A 17751-nucleotide genomic window follows, 5' to 3' on the forward strand; every position below is an offset into this window, starting at 1 on the left:
GATTCCCGGAGACACTATGCTCGCCCCCCATCCTTTCGGCCGAGAGATCACCGCCGAAGCGTTGATCGCCACCTTCAGCGCGCTGAAACAGTGGGAAGACCGCTACCGCCAGCTGATCATGCTCGCGAAACGGCTGCCGCCGCTGCCGGAGGCTTTGCACAGTGAAGAAATGGCGTTGAGCGGGTGTGAAAACCGCGTCTGGTTGGGGCACCAGTTGCTGGAAGACGGCACGCTGCACTTCTATGGCGACAGCGAAGGCCGCATCGTGCGCGGCCTGTTGGCAGTGCTGCTGACCGAAGTGGAAGGGAAAACGCCGCAGCAGATCGCCGCATTGGATCCGCTGGCGCTGTTCGACCGCCTGGCATTGCGCGCGCAGCTGAGCGCCACCCGCGCCAGCGGCCTGGCGGCGTTGGCCGCCGCCGTAAAGGCGATCGCCGCCCGTTACGCCTGACGCGCCGCCTTCGCCACCATCTTTTTCAGCGCGTGCGACACGGCGACGAAGCCGAAGGTCGCGGTGACCATGGTCGCCGCGCCGAACCCCGCGCTGCAATCCATTCTTTTCGGCCCTTCCGCCGTGCTGCGTGAAGCGCACACCGAACCGTCCGGCTGCGGGTAAACCAGCGGCTCGCTGGAGAAGACACAGTCGATACCCAGCTTGCCCTTGCCGTTTTTCACCACGTTGAAATCGTGCTTCAGCCGCTCGCGCAGCTTGGCGGCCAGCGGATCCTGGATGGTTTTCGCCAGATCGGCCACTTCAATCTTGGTCGGGTCAATCTGCCCGCCGGCGCCGCCGGTGGTCACCACCGGGATCTTGAAGCGGCGGCAGTATGACAACAACGCCGCCTTCGGCCGCACGCTGTCGATCGCGTCGATGACGTAGCTGAAGTTCTGGTCCAGCAGCTCGGCGACGTTGTCCGGGGTGAGGAAATCGTCGATGCAGGTCACCCGGCATTCCGGGTTGATCGCCAGGATACGCTCCGCCATTACCTCGGTTTTCGATTGCCCGACATGCTGACGCAACGCGTGGATCTGGCGGTTGGTATTGGTGACGCAGACATCATCCATGTCGATCAGGGTGATGGCGCCGATGCCGGTGCGTGCCAGTGCCTCAGCCGCCCAGGAACCCACGCCGCCGATGCCGATCACGCAGACGTGCGCCTGCGCGAACACCGCCAGCGCCTGCTGGCCGTACAACCGCGCCGTGCCGCCGAAACGCTGCAGATAGGCTTCCGAATAAGCTGTGCTCATAACGCTTTAATTACCTTCGTAATGCAAATGATAAGGGCCGGAAAATCCGGCCCTTGCGGGTCACTCTTTCACGCCGTATGCGTTTAGCGGGTGGCCAGCAACGAACCGCCGCCGTTTGACTGATTGGCGCTGAACAACTGGCCACCGCCGTTGTTCTTCAGCACCCAGACGCGGCCATAGTGGTTGTAATACCCCGCCGAGTGGCCGGCTTCCGGCCCGATGCCCTGATACATGTCAAAATGCTGGCCCTTGATGGCGCCGCCCACGTCGAGCGCGACCATCAGGCGCATCTCGTATTTTCCCGTGAATTTACCCTTGTTGTCCAGCAGCGGCACTTCGGCCAGCAGCGTGGTGCCCGCCGGGATCAGCGAACGGTCGGAGGCCACCGAGGCTTTGGCGATCAGCGGCACCGCGCTGGCGCCCTTCACCGGCGCAAAAGCTTCAGGGCGGAAGAACACGAACGACGGATTCTGCTCCAGCAGCTCACGCACCTCTGCGGCGCTGTGGGTATCCGCCCACTGACGGATCGCCTGCATCGACATGTCCGCCTTGGCCACTTCGCCGCGATCGATCAGCACCTTGCCGATGCTGCGATAGGCGTGACCGTTCTTGCCGCCGTAGCCGAAGAACACCAGCGGCTGGCCGTTGCCGTAGTCGACATAGCCACTGCCCTGGACTTCCATCATGAAGTTGTCCATCAGCGAGTTGGTGTAAGCGATAATATAGCGATCGTCGAGCGCGCCGGAATAGATGCCCGCGCGATCCGGCAAGCGGCCTCTGCCCTTCGGCGGCATGCGGTACAGCGGATAGCGGAACTCGCCCTGTTGGGTATAGCGCGCCTGCACCACCGGCGTGTAGTAGCCGGTAAACTGCACGTTGCCGAAATTGTCGACGCCTTCCATCTGGTAAGCGCTGAGGCCGTACTGACTCAGCATGCGCGTGTCGGCGCCGGACGCCATCCAGCTTTGCACCGCCTGATAGGTACCGTTGTTGCGGTTAAACAGCGAAGGCGACGCGTACTTGATCTCCATCAGCTGATCCGAGTAATCCTTGGCGTTGACCGGCGAACCTTTGGCGTTGGGCTGATTGACCAGCTCCAGCGATTGATCCAGACGGCCGTCTTTATATTGCTGACCCCGATCGGTCGGCTTGGACGAACAGCCCGCCAACACCGCCACCATCAACCCGCCCAGCAGGTATTTGCCCCAACGTCCTTTCATCGCGCACACTCTCAAACTGATATGATCTACCGGCTGAACGATAACAAACGCTCATTGATAAAGGAATCGCTGCAAATAAAAAAAGCCGCACGGAGGATGGTGATGAAAAAGAAGGCAAATTGCGGGCAAATCCAGCAGAAAAACGGGTTTAGGCCAATAAAATGCAAAAAGGGTTTGCAACAAAACGCACGGAGAGTATAGTGCGCATCCATCGGACGCGGGGTGGAGCAGCCTGGTAGCTCGTCGGGCTCATAACCCGAAGGTCGTCGGTTCAAATCCGGCCCCCGCAACCAACCGATGCCGCATTGGCGGTATTTGCGTTTGGCTTCGATAACAAAGTATTATACGGACGCGGGGTGGAGCAGCCTGGTAGCTCGTCGGGCTCATAACCCGAAGGTCGTCGGTTCAAATCCGGCCTCCGCAACCAACTCTTGATGAAAACAGACAAGCACCCTGACGGGTGTTTTTTTGTATCTGCAATCCGCAAAAATAGCCGGACTCGCGCCCGGCCCTGCTTCTATCGGCTCGCCAGCGCGCCGCCGTTGGCGAAATAAGCCTTGATGCCCGCCAGAATCGACTCCGCCACCTGCTGCTGGAAATGGCTGGTGCGCAGCTTGCGCTCCTCTTCGATATTGCTGATAAACGCCGTCTCCACCAGGATCGACGGGATATCCGGCGCCTTCAACACCGCAAAACCGGCCTGATCGACGCGATTCTTGTGCAACCGGTTGATTTTCCCCATCCGATTCAACACTTCCTTGCCGAACTTCAGGCTGTCGTTGATGGTCGCGGTCTGGATCAGATCGAACATGGTGTGGTCGAGATAACGGTCGCCGCTCTTGCTGACGCCGCCGATTTGGTCCGAGGCGTTCTGCGTCTGCGCCAGGAACTTGGCCGCCGAGCTGGTGGCGCCCTTGGTGGACAGCGCGAACACCGATGAACCGCGCGCTGCGCGGCTGGTAAAGGCGTCGGCGTGAATCGAAACGAACAAATCCGCGCGCTGCTTGCGCGCCTTGGCGACACGCACTTTGAGCGGGATAAACACGTCTTCGTTGCGCGTCATGAATACTTTCATGTTCGGCTCGCGCTTAATCATGGCGCTCAGCTTGCGGGCAATCTGCAATACGATGTCTTTCTCGCGCGTCTTGTACTTGCCGATAGCGCCGGGATCTTCACCACCGTGGCCAGGATCCAGCATGATGACGATCGGCCGATCGCGCCCCGCTTTGCCGGCCTGCGGCGCTTCCGGCGGCAGCGTGCGCTCCAGATCGCCCTTGTTGTAATCTTCCAGTAACGCCAGTAGTGGATCATACTCCTCGCCGCTGCCGCCGCCCTTGGTCGGGTAGAGATCCATCACCAGACGGTTGCGATACTCCGGCACCGGCGCCAACGTGAAAATATGTGGGCTGACGCTCTGCTTGAGCTCCAGCACCAGCCTCACGGTATTCTGATCGAACTGGCCGACGCGCGCCTGCTTGAGATACGGATCGTCGGCGCGCACCTGCCCGGCGATGCCTTTCAGCACGCTGTTGAGGTGGACGCCTTCGATATCCACCACCACGCGATCGGGATTAGTCAGGGCGAACTGTTTGTATTTCAGTTCGACGTTGGATTCCAGCGTGACGCGGGTATAGGTGGAGGACGGCCAGACGCGCACGGCGATCACGTGCGATGACGCAGCGAAGCCCGTGCGACTCACACTCAGCAACCAGCTGGCGGCAACCCCCTGTAATAAACGACGGCGGCCCAGATTGTGATTAGAGTTTGGCATGCGGCTCCGGCAGTAATAGCTGTTTACAACAGATGAAAAAAACACCAATGAAATGGGGATGCCGAAAACTTTAACCAATCATTCCAGCCCTGTCATCAGAAAATCTTTTTATGGTTTTTCAATTTATTAACGATTTAGCACCCTTAGCGCACTTCTCATGACGATTTCTTGCTTGCCATCGGCACAATAAAAGAATAAAAATACAAAAATACCGTATAAATATGCAAAAGAGGTTTGTCGTGAAGGAACGTAGTACAGAGCTGGTGCAAGGATTCCGTCACTCAGTCCCCTATATCAATGCCCACCGCGGCAAGACGTTTGTCATCATGCTCGGCGGGGAAGCCATCGAACACGAGAATTTCTCCAACATCGTCAACGATATCGGGCTGCTGCATAGTCTGGGCATTCGCCTGGTGGTGGTTTACGGCGCACGGCCGCAGATCGACGCCAATCTGGCGCAGCATAACTATGAGCCGATCTATCATAAGCACACCCGTGTGACCGACGCCCATACGCTCGAACTGGTCAAGCAGGCCGCCGGTTTGCTGCAGCTTGACATCACCGCCCGGCTGTCGATGAGTCTCAACAACACGCCGCTGCAGGGTGCGCACATTAACGTGGTCAGCGGCAACTTCATCATCGCGCAACCGCTGGGCATCGATGACGGCATCGACTATTGCCACAGCGGCCGCATTCGCCGCATCGATGAAGACGCGATCCATCGCCAGCTCGACAGCAACGCCATCGTGCTGATCGGCCCGGTCGCGGTTTCGGTCACCGGTGAGAGCTTCAACCTGACTTCGGAAGAAGTGGCTACCCAGTTGGCGATCAAGCTGAAAGCGGAAAAAATGATCGGTTTCTGCTCCTCGCAAGGCGTGACCGACTCGGAAGGCAACATCCTTTCCGAGCTGTTCCCCAACGACGCGCAAAAGCGCCTTGAAGAGCTCGAGGAAGGCGGCGACTACCATTCCGGCACCGTGCGCTTCCTGCGCGGCGCGGTGAAAGGCTGCCGCAGCGGCGTGCGCCGCAGCCACCTGATCAGCTACCAGGAGGACGGCGCGCTGGTGCAGGAGTTGTTCTCGCGCGACGGCATCGGCACCCAAATCGTGATGGAAAGCGCCGAGCAGGTGCGCCGGGCAACGATCAACGACATCGGCGGCATCCTGGAACTGATCCGGCCGCTCGAACAGCAGGGTATTCTGGTGCGCCGTTCGCGTGAACAGCTGGAGATGGAAATCGACAAGTTCACCATTATCGAACGCGACAACCTGACCATCGCCTGCGCGGCGCTGTACCCGTTCTTAGAGGAAAAAATCGGTGAGATGGCCTGTGTCGCAGTGCATCCCGATTACCGCAGCTCATCACGCGGCGAAATGCTGCTGCAACGGGTGGAAAATCAGGCGCGGCAGATGGGGCTGAAGAAGCTGTTCGTGCTGACCACCCGCAGCATCCACTGGTTCCAGGAGCGCGGATTCACCCCGGCGGAAGTCGACGTGCTGCCGATGCAAAAGCAGGCGCTGTACAACTACCAGCGCCGTTCCAAAATCCTGCTGGCCGATCTGTAATCCCCGCGGCGCGGCCGTTGCCGCGCCCCTTCAACGCTTATTCCGTCGCCTGCAGCCGTTCAGCCAATCCGCTGCGACGCTGGGTCGGCATGCGAATGGCCCGCAGCAACACCGCCTCCGTGGCATACAGCGAGAGCTGCTTACGCGCGCGAGTGATCGCGGTATAGACCAGCTCACGCGTCAGCACCGGCAGGAAGTGATTCGGCAACACCAGGACCGTATGGTCAAACTCCGATCCCTGAGATTTGTGCACCGTCATGGCATAGGCGGTTTCATGTGCCGGCAAACGGCTCGGCTGCACCGACTTGATGCTGCCGTCCGGCAGTTGGAAATGCACGCGCAGATCGCCGTGCTCATCCGGCAGCGTGATGCCGATATCCCCATTGAACAGCCCCAGCGCGCTGTCGTTGCGGCCGATCATCACCGGCCGCCCCCGGTACCAGCGGCCGAGCACGCCCGGTTTGCGGTCGATCAGACCGGCACGCTGCAGCCCGAGCTCAATACGATCATTCAGGCCGGCGACGCCGAACGGCCCTTCACGCAGCGCGCACAACACTTGAAAACGGCCAAAGGCCGCCAGCACCGCCGCCGCGTCCGCGCCTTCGGCGGTCAGCCGCAAATAATCGCGATAGCCCGCTACGCAGGCATCCAACAGCGCCTGATACTCTTCGCTCGTCGCCAGCGCATAGCCCGCGACATCGTCGAAACTGCCGTTTAATGCCGCCAGCGCGCGATCCCCCGCACCGGCGTTGACCGCCAACGCCAGCTGACCGATGCCGGAACGGGTATCGAAACGGTAGCTCTTGCGCAGCAGACACAGGCTGTCGCGCACCGCCGCTTCCGCGTCGGCCTGCCGCCCTGCGAGCGAACAGCCGGTCAGGCGGCTCAGCTCTGCGGCACGCGCGTCGCTGTATCCCTGCTCGGCAAAGCGGCAAATATCCCCCAGCACCGCGCCGGCCTCCACCGAGGCCAACTGATCGCGGTCGCCGAGGAAAATCACCCGCGCCCGATCGGGCAGCGCGGCAATCAGGCGCGCCATCATCGGCAGATCGACCATCGAGGCCTCATCCACCACCAGCACATCCAAATGCAGCCGGTTGCCACGGTGATAGCGCATGCGCTGACTGTTCGGTTGCGCCCCCAACAGACGGTGCAACGTCGCCGCCTCCGTCGGGAATAGCGCCTGCTGCGCCGGGGTCAGGGTCAACTGACGGCTGGCGCTGCCAAGCGACTCCGTCAGGCGCGCCGCCGCCTTGCCGGTTGGTGCAGCCAGCTGAATGCGCAAGCGCGCGCCTTCATCCAGCTGCACCAGCGCCGCCAACAGCTTGGCGACGGTGGTAGTTTTACCGGTGCCAGGCCCGCCGGAAATGACCGCGATACGCCGCGTAGCGGCCACTGCGGCGGCGATCTTCTGCCAATCGGGTTCGTCGCTCGCCGCGCCGAACAAGCGGTCGAGAATGGTGCGCAGCTCAGCCTCCGGCACCGCCAGCGACTCGCCTTCGCCGCCGATAAACGCCGCCACTTCACCTTCGTTTTGCCACATGCGCTGCAGATACAAGCGCGGCTCGCGCAGCACCAGCGGCGTCGCGCCGCTGCCGTCCCCGACCGCCGCGCTGGCCGCCAAACGCTGCTGCCAACGCGCGCTATCCGGTCGCCCGGCCGCCTCCCACACCGCCAGCGCCAACGCCGGCTGGCGCCCTTCAAACAGCGTGTCCGCCTGCAGCTGTTCCAGCATCAGGCAGACGTGACCGGCCCCCGCCTCTGCGCTCAAGCAGGCGGCGGCCAGCAAAATATCGGGCTCGTCTTCGTTCGCCACCACGCGGGCGAACTGCACGTCCAGCGGGCGCAGCACGCCAAGCGCCACCGCCTGCTCCAGCAGTGCGATCATAATCCTTCCTCCGTCGCCGCAGCTTCGCCGCTGAACAAGCGATCCATCCCCTCCACCAGCTCAAACTCGGGGAGGCAGGTGAAAATGCCATTGCCCGGGTGCGCCGCATCCACGCCGCGCAGGAACAGATAAATCACCCCGCCAAAATGGCGCCGGTAATCGTAATCCGGCAACCGATGACGCAGATAACGATGCAGCGCCAGCGTATACAGCTGATATTGCAGATCGTAACGATGCTCCGCCATCGCCTGCTCCATCGCCGGCCGGGTATAGGCGCTGCTGTCTTCCCCCAGCCAGTTGGACTTGTAGTCCAGCAGGTAGTATTTGCCCTGCCAGCAGAACACCAGGTCGATAAAGCCTTTCAGCATGCCCTGCACCTGATAGAAATCCAGCGCCGGGCAGCGTGCGGAAAGCGGATCGTAACGCTTCACCAGGGCATCGAGCTCCTTCGCCTGCAACAGCCGGTTGATCGGCAAATAAAACTGCAGCTCGGCCTGCTTGTGCTGCGGCCTCAGCGCCGCCAGCGTCACGCCGCTGTCGTCGAGCGGCGTATTGAGCAGCACCTGCATCCACGCCAGCAAAATCGGCTGCCAATGCTCGGCGAAGCCTTGCTGTTGCAGCTGTTCCATCAGCCACTGTTCGTCCAACGGCTGAGTGAAATCTAATGTTTCGAACAGGCTGTGCAAGAAGGTGCCGGGCGTTGCGCCGCGCGGGAAGGTATGCGGTGTGAGCGCTGGCTCACTCTCCTCACCCCGCTCGCCCGCGGCGTCGACATCCAGACGCGGCAGCAGATCCTGCATCAGGCTCGCGCCGTGCTGTTGCAAACCGGTATAGCTGGTCACCCGCCAAAAATCCTGGATCCGCCGGGTAAAACGTTTCGCCTCCAGCGCTTCGGTCAGCGACGCCTGGGGTTGCCAGGGTGCTTCATCCGGCGGTTCCACCAGCGACAGCGCGATGCCGCCGCCCGCCAATTGCTGCAGGCGCTCCTGCAGATACACGGCGTCGCCGGCCTGCCCGCTCTGCACCAGATAGCCTAATGCGCTGCGGTGCAGATCGGTATCGCCCTGTTTCTTGCGCGTGCCCTGGAACAGCGGCGCGATGCCGATGCTGCAGTGGTACACCGAGCGGGTCAGCGCCACATACAGCAGACGCAGGTCTTCCGCCAACCGCTCTTCCTCCGCCCAGGCCTGGCTCTCTTCATTGGCGTCGAGATCCAGCAACGCCTGGAAACTGTGGCGATCGTGATATAGCGCCTGCTGCTGCTGGCGGAAGTTGCCGACGAACGGCAGCCACACCAGATCGAACTCCAGCCCCTTGGATTTGTGAATCGTGATCACCTGCACCAGATGCCGGTCGCTCTCCAGCCGCAGCTGCTGATTATCGGACTGGCGATTAGGCTGGGCGATCTGCTGTGCCAGCCAGCGCACCAGCGCATGCTCGCTGTCGAGCTGCGCCGCCGCCTCTTGCAACAGCTCGCCCAGATGCAGCACGTCGGTCAAGCGGCGCTCGCCACCGGCGCTGGCCAGCAGGTTCTCCGCCAGTTGGCGTGCTTTCATCACCTCGCTCAGCATCGGCAGCACGCTGCGGCGCAGCCAGAGCGTGCGGTAATCATCGAATTCGTTAACCAGCGCGTCCCAGGCACGCTCATCGCGACTCAGACCGTCCAGCGTCGGCGCGTCCAGCCCCATCAGCCCGGTGGCCATGGCGCTGCGCAGCGTGCGCTCCTGCTCCGGCGCCAACACCGCCTGCAATAGCCACAGCAGGTCTTTGGCCTCCGGGGTATCGAACACGCTGTCGCGGTTGGACAGGTAGACCGACGGAATGGACAGCGCGCTCAGCGCATCGCGTACCAACGCCGCCTCATTGCGGCTGCGCACCAGCACTGTAATATCGGAGGCTTGCACCGGCCGTGGCTCCTTGCCGCCCTGCAGCCACGCCTGGCCCTGCTGCCCGGCGCTGAGCCAGTCGCGAATTTGCGTAGCGCACAGGCGCGCCATCAGCTGTTGGTAATCACTTACACCGGCGCCTTCCCCCTGCTGCAGCCAGAACTGCATCGCCGGTTGCGGCTTGCCGTGCAGGTCAAACGCCAGCCCTTGGTTCTTTTCCGCCGCGCTGACCTCGATAAAGGGGATTTGGCCGAACAGGAAAGGCTTTTCTACCTGAGAAAACAGGTGATTGACGCTGGCGACCATCGACGGCGACGAACGCCAGTTAGTCTCCAGCGTATAGTGGGCGCTCACCTCTGAACGCGCCCGCATGTAGGTAAAAATGTCGGCGCCGCGAAAGGCGTAAATCGCCTGCTTGGGATCGCCGATCAGCAGCAGGCCGCAATCGGGCCGGCCGACGTAAAGCTTTTGGAAAATACGGTATTGCTGCGGATCGGTATCCTGGAATTCATCGATCATCGCCACCGGGTAACGCTGGCGGATCGCCTGCGCCAGCTGTTCGCCGCCGCCGCTTTGCAGGGCGCCGTCCAGCCGGCTGAGCAGGTCGTCAAACCCCAGCTCGGCGCGCTGGCGCTTTTCCTGCTGAATGGAAGTGCGAATCTCGCTGAGCGCGCGCGCCATGATCAGGTCACGCAGCGTCAACGGCTCATCGAACAGCTTGTCGATCGCCGTGAACAGCACATGCCGAGGCGGCTCGCCTTTCTTGGTCTTCTCCAGCAGCACCGACTGGCGAAATTTATCCAGTTCCTTCGGCAGTTGGTAGTCCTGAGTTTCCTGCCCGCTCCATTCGCCGACCTTGTTCAGCCAGTTCGGCAGGTGTTTGCTGCTGTAACTGCGCTTATCGACGCCGGACTGGGCGATCAGCGCCTCCAGATCGCCCGCCGCCGCGCGCCATTGCGCCTTGATGGCGTCGATGCGCGCGACGATCTGCTCGTGGCGCATCAGGACGGTTTCTTCCTCTTTCGGCGGCCGACGCAGCGCCGGCGCTTCACCGTGCAGATAGCCGGAGAGATCGGCCAGCAACGCTTCCGGGCCGCTCCACTCCTGGCTGACCGCACGCGCCACGCCCAGCGGCAACGGATAGCAGTGGCGACGCCAGAAATCCGCACAGGCCTGCCGCCGCAGCGGCAGTTCGTCCTGCACCAGCGTTTGTTCAAACAGCATGCCGGACTCAAAGGCGTTGTGCGTCAGCATTCGTTGGCAAAAGCCATGAATGGTGTAGATCGCCGCTTCGTCCATCTGCCGCTCCGCCGCCAGCAGCTGCGAGGCGGCGTCGGTCAAATCGTCAATTTCAGCCATCAGCGCCGAAAATAGCGGGTTGACGCTGACGCCCCGCACGCAGGCGATGCGCAACCCGTGGATATTGTCGCGGATACGCCCGCGCAGCTCCTCGGTGGCGGCCTCGGTAAAGGTCACCACCAGGATTTCTTCAACCGTCAGCGGGCGGGGAAACGCCGCTTCACCGCCCAACCCCAGCAGCAAGCGCAGGTACAGCGCGCCGATGGTAAAGGTTTTGCCGGTGCCCGCCGACGCCTCGATCAGGCGTTCGCCGAACAGCGGCAGCGTCAGCGGCTCCAGCCTCTGCGGGGCAGTTTCCGTCATGGCGTCGCCACTTTGCGCGGCAGAATCTGCTGCAATGCAGACGCGTTCGGATAAGTGACCCAGTCCTTAGGCGCCGCGTAATCCGCCTTGTCTTGCCCGCTGCCGCTCACCTGCGACAACACCGCCAGCCCCTGTGGCTGGATCACCGCCTGGTGGAAATAATCCGCCAGTTTGGCCGGCGTCAGCTGTTGCACCTGCGCGATCAGCTTCTGACGAGTATCGAAGGCGAAATTGCCGCGATCGAAATCGTTGGCGAACCGGCTGGCCTCTTCGCTCAGGGTTTGCGGCCGCTGCTTCAGCTCATTGATGAGCGCCTGCTTGTACTGTTCAAAGTCCGCTTCGCTCATGTCGCGCAAGCGTTTCTCGGTTTTCGGGTAGAAATCCTGATAGCGCTGGTACAGGTAGGCCGGCTGTTTGCTGTTGCTCTGCAACAGGAAGCCCACGCCCCACTGGCGCCCCACCGACATCGGGAAGGCAAAGACCGCATACCCCAATTGCTCTTGAGTGCGCAGCTGGCTATAGAACCACGGCTGAATAATCTGCCCCAGCAGCGAGCTGTAGGCCATGCCGGTCACTTCGTCGTAGCCGGTCGGCACATAGACCGCCGCCAGCGCCGAATCGGTGCTGCTGCCCACCTGTTGCAGGTTGGCCAGCTGATTCTTGTCCACCACCACGTCTTCGCCGTGCCACCATTCGATGCCGGTACAGCCCAGGCGATGTTTCAGCGTCGACGCCAGCGTGTCTACCTGCTGCTTGCTCATGTTGCCCACCACCAGCAGCTCCGGCGTGGCCTCGGCCAGCAGGCTGTCGCGATAGGCCAGCACGTCTTTCAGCGTCAACGTTTTCAGCACTTCGCGGCGCTCGCTGCGTTCGGAATACGGCACGCGAGAAACCATCTGCACCGGCTGAATGGCCAGCTCAAACGCCTTGCCCTTCTCGGCGGCGTCCAGCTGCTCCAGATACCAGGATTTGGCCTGCGCGAGCTGATCTTCCGTCGGCGTGAAGCTGGAATAGCCCTCGATCAGCGCCGTCAGCAACTGCGGCAAACGCTGGGTAAAACCGTTGGCGTTAAACATCAGGCCGTTGTTCGGCGAGGTCGAGAAGCTCAGCCCGCCGACCGATGCCTGATAGCTCAGTTGATCCAGCGCGAGGCCGGCCAGATAATCCGTCAGCGAGAACAGCACCTGGTTACGCGCAGAATCCATGGTCTTGGCGTTGCGGAAAGCGACGGTGACGTCGGCCTTCGGCTCGTCGGCGAAGTAACGGCTCGGCATGTACAGCACACGCAAGCCGGGTTTATCCACCACCATTTCCGGCTTTTTGAACTCGTGAGACGGCTTGGTCAGGGTAAAGTCATCCGGGATGTACGGGTTGAGCGCCGGCAATGACAGGGAAATGCCGCTGCCCATCTGCTGCCACTGCGTAAAGCGCTGTGGCGTGATTTTGTCGACCTGGTAAGGCGCATTGACGAAATAGGCCGTCTTGTTATGCGGCTCATCGGGGCTGACGAACCAGATGCGCGCGTTTTGCGGCGTCATGGCATCCAGACGTTCGGCGATCGCCTTGGGATCATAACGGTCGGCCAGGTAAGGCGCGTCCAGCGCATGCTCAACCGGCACGCGCAGCATAGTGTCCACCAGCCATTCGATGTAGTCCATGTCGCGCGTGATCGACGGATAACGGAAATCCAGGTTCAGAACATGCGAGATTTCATCGAAGTAGCTCTGCTTGATGCCTTCGCTGCGCAGCATTTTCAGGTAGTTGAAAATGGCGGCGACGACCTCATCGCGCTGGGCCAGGCCTTTGTCGGTCAGGGAGACGCTGATGGCGAAGACGCCGCCGTTGCGATCGACCATCGGATCGGCGCCGGCATTGATGGCGTCCGCCAGCCCCTGCTTCTGCAGCCAGTCAGACAGGGTGTTCTTGCTGCGGTTGCCGATCAGGTAGCTGATGTAGGTATCGGTTTTGCTGCGAAACGCGGCGCTGTTGTTATCGATGCGGAACTCGACCTTCAGCTGCTTGCGCGGCTGTGCCGGCACATAGTGAATGATGATGCCCTGCTGTTCCGGCGTCACGGCCGGCACGGTGATAGGCGGCACGCTGGCGTCGTGATTCGGCACGCGGCCAAAGGTTTTCGCCGCAATGTCAGCCAGCTTCGGCAGCGGCTGATTGCCGTACAAAACGCCCATCATCAGGTTGGCGGAGTAGTAACGCTTATAGAAGCCGGTCAACTCATCGTGCAGCTTGCTGTCCGGCTTGTCTTTCAGCGTATCGAGATTGCCGCCGGAGAAGCGCGCGCTCGGGTGCGCCGGGTTAAGGGTTTCCGCGCCGACCTGCGCCATACGCATGCCGTCGCGCGAACGCGCCATCGTCAATTCGGCGTTCACCGCGTTGCGCTCACGATCGGCATTGCCCGGATCCAGCAGCGGCTCGGCAATGGCGTCGGCCATGCGATCGACCGCCGGCTCCAGCGCGTCATTTTCCACTTCCAGATAAAAGGCGGTGCGATAAGAGGCCGTGCTGGCGTTGTGGCTGCCGCCGTGCTTTTTCAGGAATTCGGACAAGTTTTCCGGCTCTGGATAGCGTTTGGAGCCCATCAGCACCATATGTTCCAGATAGTGCGCCAGCCCAAGTTGGCTGTTCGGATCTTCGAGCGACCCGACCGGCAATGCCAGCGCCGCCAGCGATTTCGGTGCCTGGGCATCGGACACCAGCAACACCGTCATGCCGTTAGCCAACTTGATCGCTTCATACTGACGCGGGTCGTGTTCGCTCTTGTTGATCTTCTCCGCCAGCGGTTGCCATCCTTGCGCGGCCCAACTCAACGGTGCCCAACACATAGCCAATAATACCAGCCCTACGATACGGGCCAACTGTCTGCGCATATCCAAAATAAACCCCTATTCTGACGTCGCTACGCCCACTCCCTGACGTTGGCGACGTGCATCAAAACCACATAACCAAATCGGTACTCGCCGGGTTCTTCGCCAATGTGGCGGCCAGAAACACGGCGGGTATATGCCTGTACGTTATGTAAGACCGGGAATTACCCCAATGGTTGAATATAACCTTCGTTATTTTTACCACCTCCCGCCGCACAGCACCACCGGGGGATTGTTACCCCAGGTTATGCCGCGCCACCGGCAGCAGATAACGCTCTGTTTCGGCCAGTATTTGCGCTAAGTATTCATTATCCATTTGGCGGAACACTCGCTGCACGTAGGGATCTTCCCCTTCTCCGGGAATGCGCTGATCGCCCTGCCAGGCCTGCAGCAATTTGGCGCGTGCCTTAATTTGCGCGTCTTCCTCCCAGTCGATTTGCTGCGTTTCCGGCAGATAACACTGACTTAGCCACGCCCAGCCGCTCTTGTTCAGCAACAGCAGCGGCTGACTCAGACCACGCTGATAGCCCGCCAGCAGTTCCGCCAGCTGCGCCTGTGCCTCTTCTGGCGCCAGCGCGGCAAAGCGCCAGGCGGAGTTCTTGCGGCCATACATGCGGCTCTCGCCGGTGCCGCCGGCGCAGCAGTACACCAGGTGCTCCAGCCACAGCAATATGCCGTCCACCGCCGACAGCGTAGCGGGCCGCCAGCGCAGCAGGCCGTCATCCTGCACCTGATGCAGCCAGCCGCTGAGGCGCACGCCGGCGATATCGATATCCAGCTCCAGGCTATGGCTCTCTGCGCGCTCTGCACGCACCTGCTCGGCCAGTTCGCTCATCTCTTCCTGCTGCTTTTGCCAATAGATTTCGCCGAAGGCGCCATAGGGCAAGCCGCCGGCGGCGCGCACCCGCTGGAACAGCCGTTCGGGATCGTCGCCGTCGATCAGCGTATTCAGCAGTTGGCTGTTGAACTGGTAGCGGCTGAGGTTATCCAGCGTAAAGGGTTCTTCGTCCGGCAGCTCGGTCTCTTCCAGGATAAAACTGACGCCCAGCCGCAGTTGGAAAAACGCGCGGATCGGATGGCGGTAAAACCGCAGCAGCTCATCCAACGATATTTGCTGCAGCGCTTCGGCAGGCAGCGGCTGGTTGAACGCCGGATGCGCCGCACCGCGCCCATCGGCGGCGGGCAGCCACTCGGCAGCATAGCTTTGCGCCTCCGAGCCCGGCAAGAAATTCTCGGCGGCGAACGGCATGCGCGCGTGCCACTTCAGCAAGTGCTCACCAACCCGCCGAGCGCTGTCGTCTGCACTGAGTTCCTCATCTCCCGGCAGACAATAGCTTTGCTCCAGGTACTCCAGCAGCTCGGTAACCAGCACCGAAGGGTAGCGCGGGCTGTTGTCCTGAATGGAACGGCCGATGAAGCTGATATACAGCCGCTGCTGAGCGGACAAAATCGCTTCCAGGAACAGATAGCGGTCGTCATCGCGACGGCTACGGTCGCCGCGTTTGACCTGCTGCGCCATCAGATCGAAACCCAGCGGCGGCAGCGTGCGCGGATACACGCCGTCGTTCATGCCCAGCAGGCACACTACCTTGAACGGAATGGAACGCATCGGCATCAGCGTACAGAAGTTGATTTGCCCGGCGAGGAAGCGCTGACTGATGCGCTCCTGATCGAGGCGCGCCGCCAGATCGTCACGCAGAATGGTCAACGGCACCTCATCAGGATAGCGCGCCGCCAGGCCAAAATTGATGGCCTGTTGCCACTGCTGTTCGATCAGCGCCAGCACGACTTCGGTGTCGCTGTCCGCAGCGAAGAAGGCATCCAGCAGTTGCCGGCACAGCGGCAGCCACGCCTCGAGCGGGCGCGCTTCGCTCAAGATTTGCCGCCAGTGACTGAGCTGCGCCAGCAGATCCGCCAACTGCCCCGCCAACTCGGCGACCAATCCGCTCGATTCGTCATAAGGTAAAATGCCCTGCCAATCGCCGGCACTGCTGTCCATCGCGTAGCCGAGCAGCATGCGCGTAATGCCGAAGCGCCAGGTATGCTGGCCGGTGGCGGGCAGATCCAGTTCGCGCACGTTATCGTCGTCCAGGCCCCAGCGCACGCCGGATTCACCGACCCAATGACGCAGCAGGCGCAGCCCCTCTTCGCCAATGGCGAAACGGGCGGCCAGGGCCGGCACCTCCAGCAGCGCCAGCACCTGTTCCGAAGTAAAGCGGCTTTGCGGCAGATCGAGCAGTGAAATGAACGCCTGCAGCGCCGGATGCGCCTGGCGAGCTTTACGGTCTGAAATGGCGAACGGCAGGTAGCGCTCGGCGGGGGCATTGCCGAACACCGCCTGAATGTAAGGCGTGTAGCTGTCGATATCCGCCACCATCACGATGATGTCGCGCGGCGTCAACGACGGATCCTGCGCCAGCATGCTCAGCAGTTGATCGTGCAAAACCTCCACTTCCCGCTGCGGGCTGTGGCAGGCATGCAGGCTGAGGGAGCGGTCGTTCTCATCAAGCGGACGTTTGCTGAAGCTGGTTTCCAGCGTTTCCGCGGTAATACCGATTACCGCATGGTCTTCCAGCTCCAGCATATCGCGCTGAACGGCGTGCAGCATGGTATCAGCCGGGATATCGACAAAGGCGTCGACCTCTTGCGCCCCTTCCATCTGCGACAGCAGATAGAGGTGATCGCGCCCCAGCTTGCCCCAGGAGGCCAGCAGCGGGTTGCTGAGCTGCTGCTGCCCTTCGGCGTCAAACAGGCGCACCGCTTCGTCCGGCTCGCGGAACAGCCCCTGCTCACGAGCCTGGTGGTAGTGACGGCGTTTGCGGCTCTGCAAGCGGGCCAGGAAAGCGTAATCCTGAATGTCGCCCCAGTAATAACGACAGGGGTTGGTGAACATCAGGTGGATATCGATATGCCGCCCCAACGCCTGCAGCGCCTCCAAATAGACCGGCGGCAACGCCGAGATGCCGCAGATAAACACCCGCGGCGGCAAACCGGGCGGGCACGTTTTTGCCTGCTCCAGCGCGTGGATAAAGCGGCTGTACAGATTGGCGCGGTGCCATTCCGGCTGCCCCAGTTCGCGCGTGTACTCCACCAATCGCGCCCAAAGCGGCGCCTGCCATTGCTGAGCCTCCGCCAGACCGTCGATACGCTCACCGCGCTGCCAGCTCTCCAGCCACTGCGGGCGATAAACCAAATACTGGTCGAACAGGTCGGCGACCCGGCCGGCCAACTGGTGAATCTTGCGCTTGTCGCCGTCATCAGTCAGATAGTGCTGCAGCGGCGCAAACGCCGGCTGGGTCAGCATCTCCGGCAGCAACCACATCAGCTTCCAGGTCATGGCGTCCTTGCTGAAGGCGCTCTCTTTCGGGATATCCGGCAACACCCGGGTGAACATGTCCCAAATAAAGGTCGCCGGCAGCGGAAACGCGACATTGGCGGCAATGCCGAACTGCTCCGCCAGCTGCATCTGCAGCCATTGCGCCATGCCGGGGCTCTGCACCAGCACCACTTCCGGTTGAAAAGGATCGGCCAACGGATCTCTGGCTATCAGCGCGCTGGTCAGCGTTTTCAACAAATCCAGCTGATTGGAATGATAAACCGTGAACATCAAGGCTCCTTTAAAACAAAAG

At 61.5% G+C, this 17751-nt stretch carries 9 protein-coding genes and 2 tRNA genes; 4 read left to right on the forward strand and 7 right to left on the reverse strand.

Annotated elements, in window-relative coordinates:
- The first annotated feature begins 16 nt into the window (after positions 1–16).
- Complete coding sequence (gene csdE, locus C9411_RS21610; RefSeq protein WP_107227902.1) at positions 17–451, forward strand: cysteine desulfurase sulfur acceptor subunit CsdE; 435 nt, start codon at positions 17–19, stop codon at positions 449–451.
- On the opposite strand, the gene tcdA is transcribed toward csdE, so the two are convergent.
- Together tcdA and mltA are read right to left on the reverse strand one after the other, a co-directional pair.
- Positions 442–1248 carry a tRNA cyclic N6-threonylcarbamoyladenosine(37) synthase TcdA gene (gene tcdA, locus C9411_RS21615; protein WP_063990750.1) on the reverse strand — a complete coding sequence of 269 codons (807 nt, stop codon included), beginning with the start codon at positions 1246–1248 and terminating at the stop codon, positions 442–444. The genes csdE and tcdA overlap by 10 nt on opposite strands.
- A gap of 83 nt (positions 1249–1331) precedes the next feature.
- Complete coding sequence (mltA, locus tag C9411_RS21620; RefSeq protein ID WP_063990749.1) at positions 1332–2468, reverse strand: murein transglycosylase A; 1137 nt, start codon at positions 2466–2468, stop codon at positions 1332–1334.
- A 216-nt stretch (positions 2469–2684) separates the two neighbouring features.
- Between mltA and C9411_RS21625 the strand changes: the two genes are divergently transcribed.
- A tRNA-Met gene (locus C9411_RS21625) sits at positions 2685–2761 on the forward strand.
- Positions 2762–2818: 57 nt separating this feature from the next.
- Positions 2819–2895, forward strand: a tRNA-Met gene (locus C9411_RS21630).
- Positions 2896–2985: 90 nt separating this feature from the next.
- Here C9411_RS21630 and amiC read toward each other — a convergent pair.
- Positions 2986–4239: an N-acetylmuramoyl-L-alanine amidase AmiC gene (gene amiC / locus C9411_RS21635; RefSeq protein WP_107227903.1), complete on the reverse strand. Its 1254-nt coding sequence runs from the start codon at positions 4237–4239 to the stop codon at positions 2986–2988.
- 221 nt (positions 4240–4460) lie between these two features.
- On the opposite strand from amiC, the gene argA reads away from it, so the two are divergent.
- Positions 4461–5804, forward strand: a complete 1344-nt coding sequence (gene argA / locus C9411_RS21640; RefSeq protein ID WP_175089959.1) for an amino-acid N-acetyltransferase — start codon at positions 4461–4463, stop codon at positions 5802–5804.
- Positions 5805–5841: 37 nt separating this feature from the next.
- Here argA and recD read toward each other — a convergent pair whose 3' ends face one another.
- The 4 genes from recD to recC form a co-directional block, all read right to left on the reverse strand.
- A complete protein-coding gene (gene recD, locus C9411_RS21645; RefSeq protein ID WP_107227905.1) occupies positions 5842–7692 on the reverse strand; it encodes an exodeoxyribonuclease V subunit alpha in 1851 nt (616 codons plus the stop codon).
- On the reverse strand, positions 7689–11240 hold the full coding sequence (gene recB, locus C9411_RS21650; RefSeq protein WP_107227906.1) for an exodeoxyribonuclease V subunit beta: 3552 nt from the start codon (positions 11238–11240) through the stop codon (positions 7689–7691). The genes recD and recB overlap by 4 nt, the downstream gene beginning before the upstream one ends.
- The gene (ptrA, locus tag C9411_RS21655) at positions 11237–14125 is read right to left on the reverse strand and encodes a pitrilysin (protein ID WP_063990786.1); all 2889 of its coding nucleotides are present in this window, start codon (positions 14123–14125) and stop codon (positions 11237–11239) included. The genes recB and ptrA overlap by 4 nt, the downstream gene beginning before the upstream one ends.
- Positions 14126–14357: 232 nt before the next feature.
- On the reverse strand, positions 14358–17729 hold the full coding sequence (gene recC / locus C9411_RS21660) for an exodeoxyribonuclease V subunit gamma (protein WP_107227907.1): 3372 nt from the start codon (positions 17727–17729) through the stop codon (positions 14358–14360).
- Positions 17730–17751 lie beyond the last annotated feature (22 nt).

Source organism: Serratia sp. Nf2 (genome assembly GCF_003028435.1).
GTDB lineage: Bacteria > Pseudomonadota > Gammaproteobacteria > Enterobacterales > Enterobacteriaceae > Serratia > Serratia marcescens_L.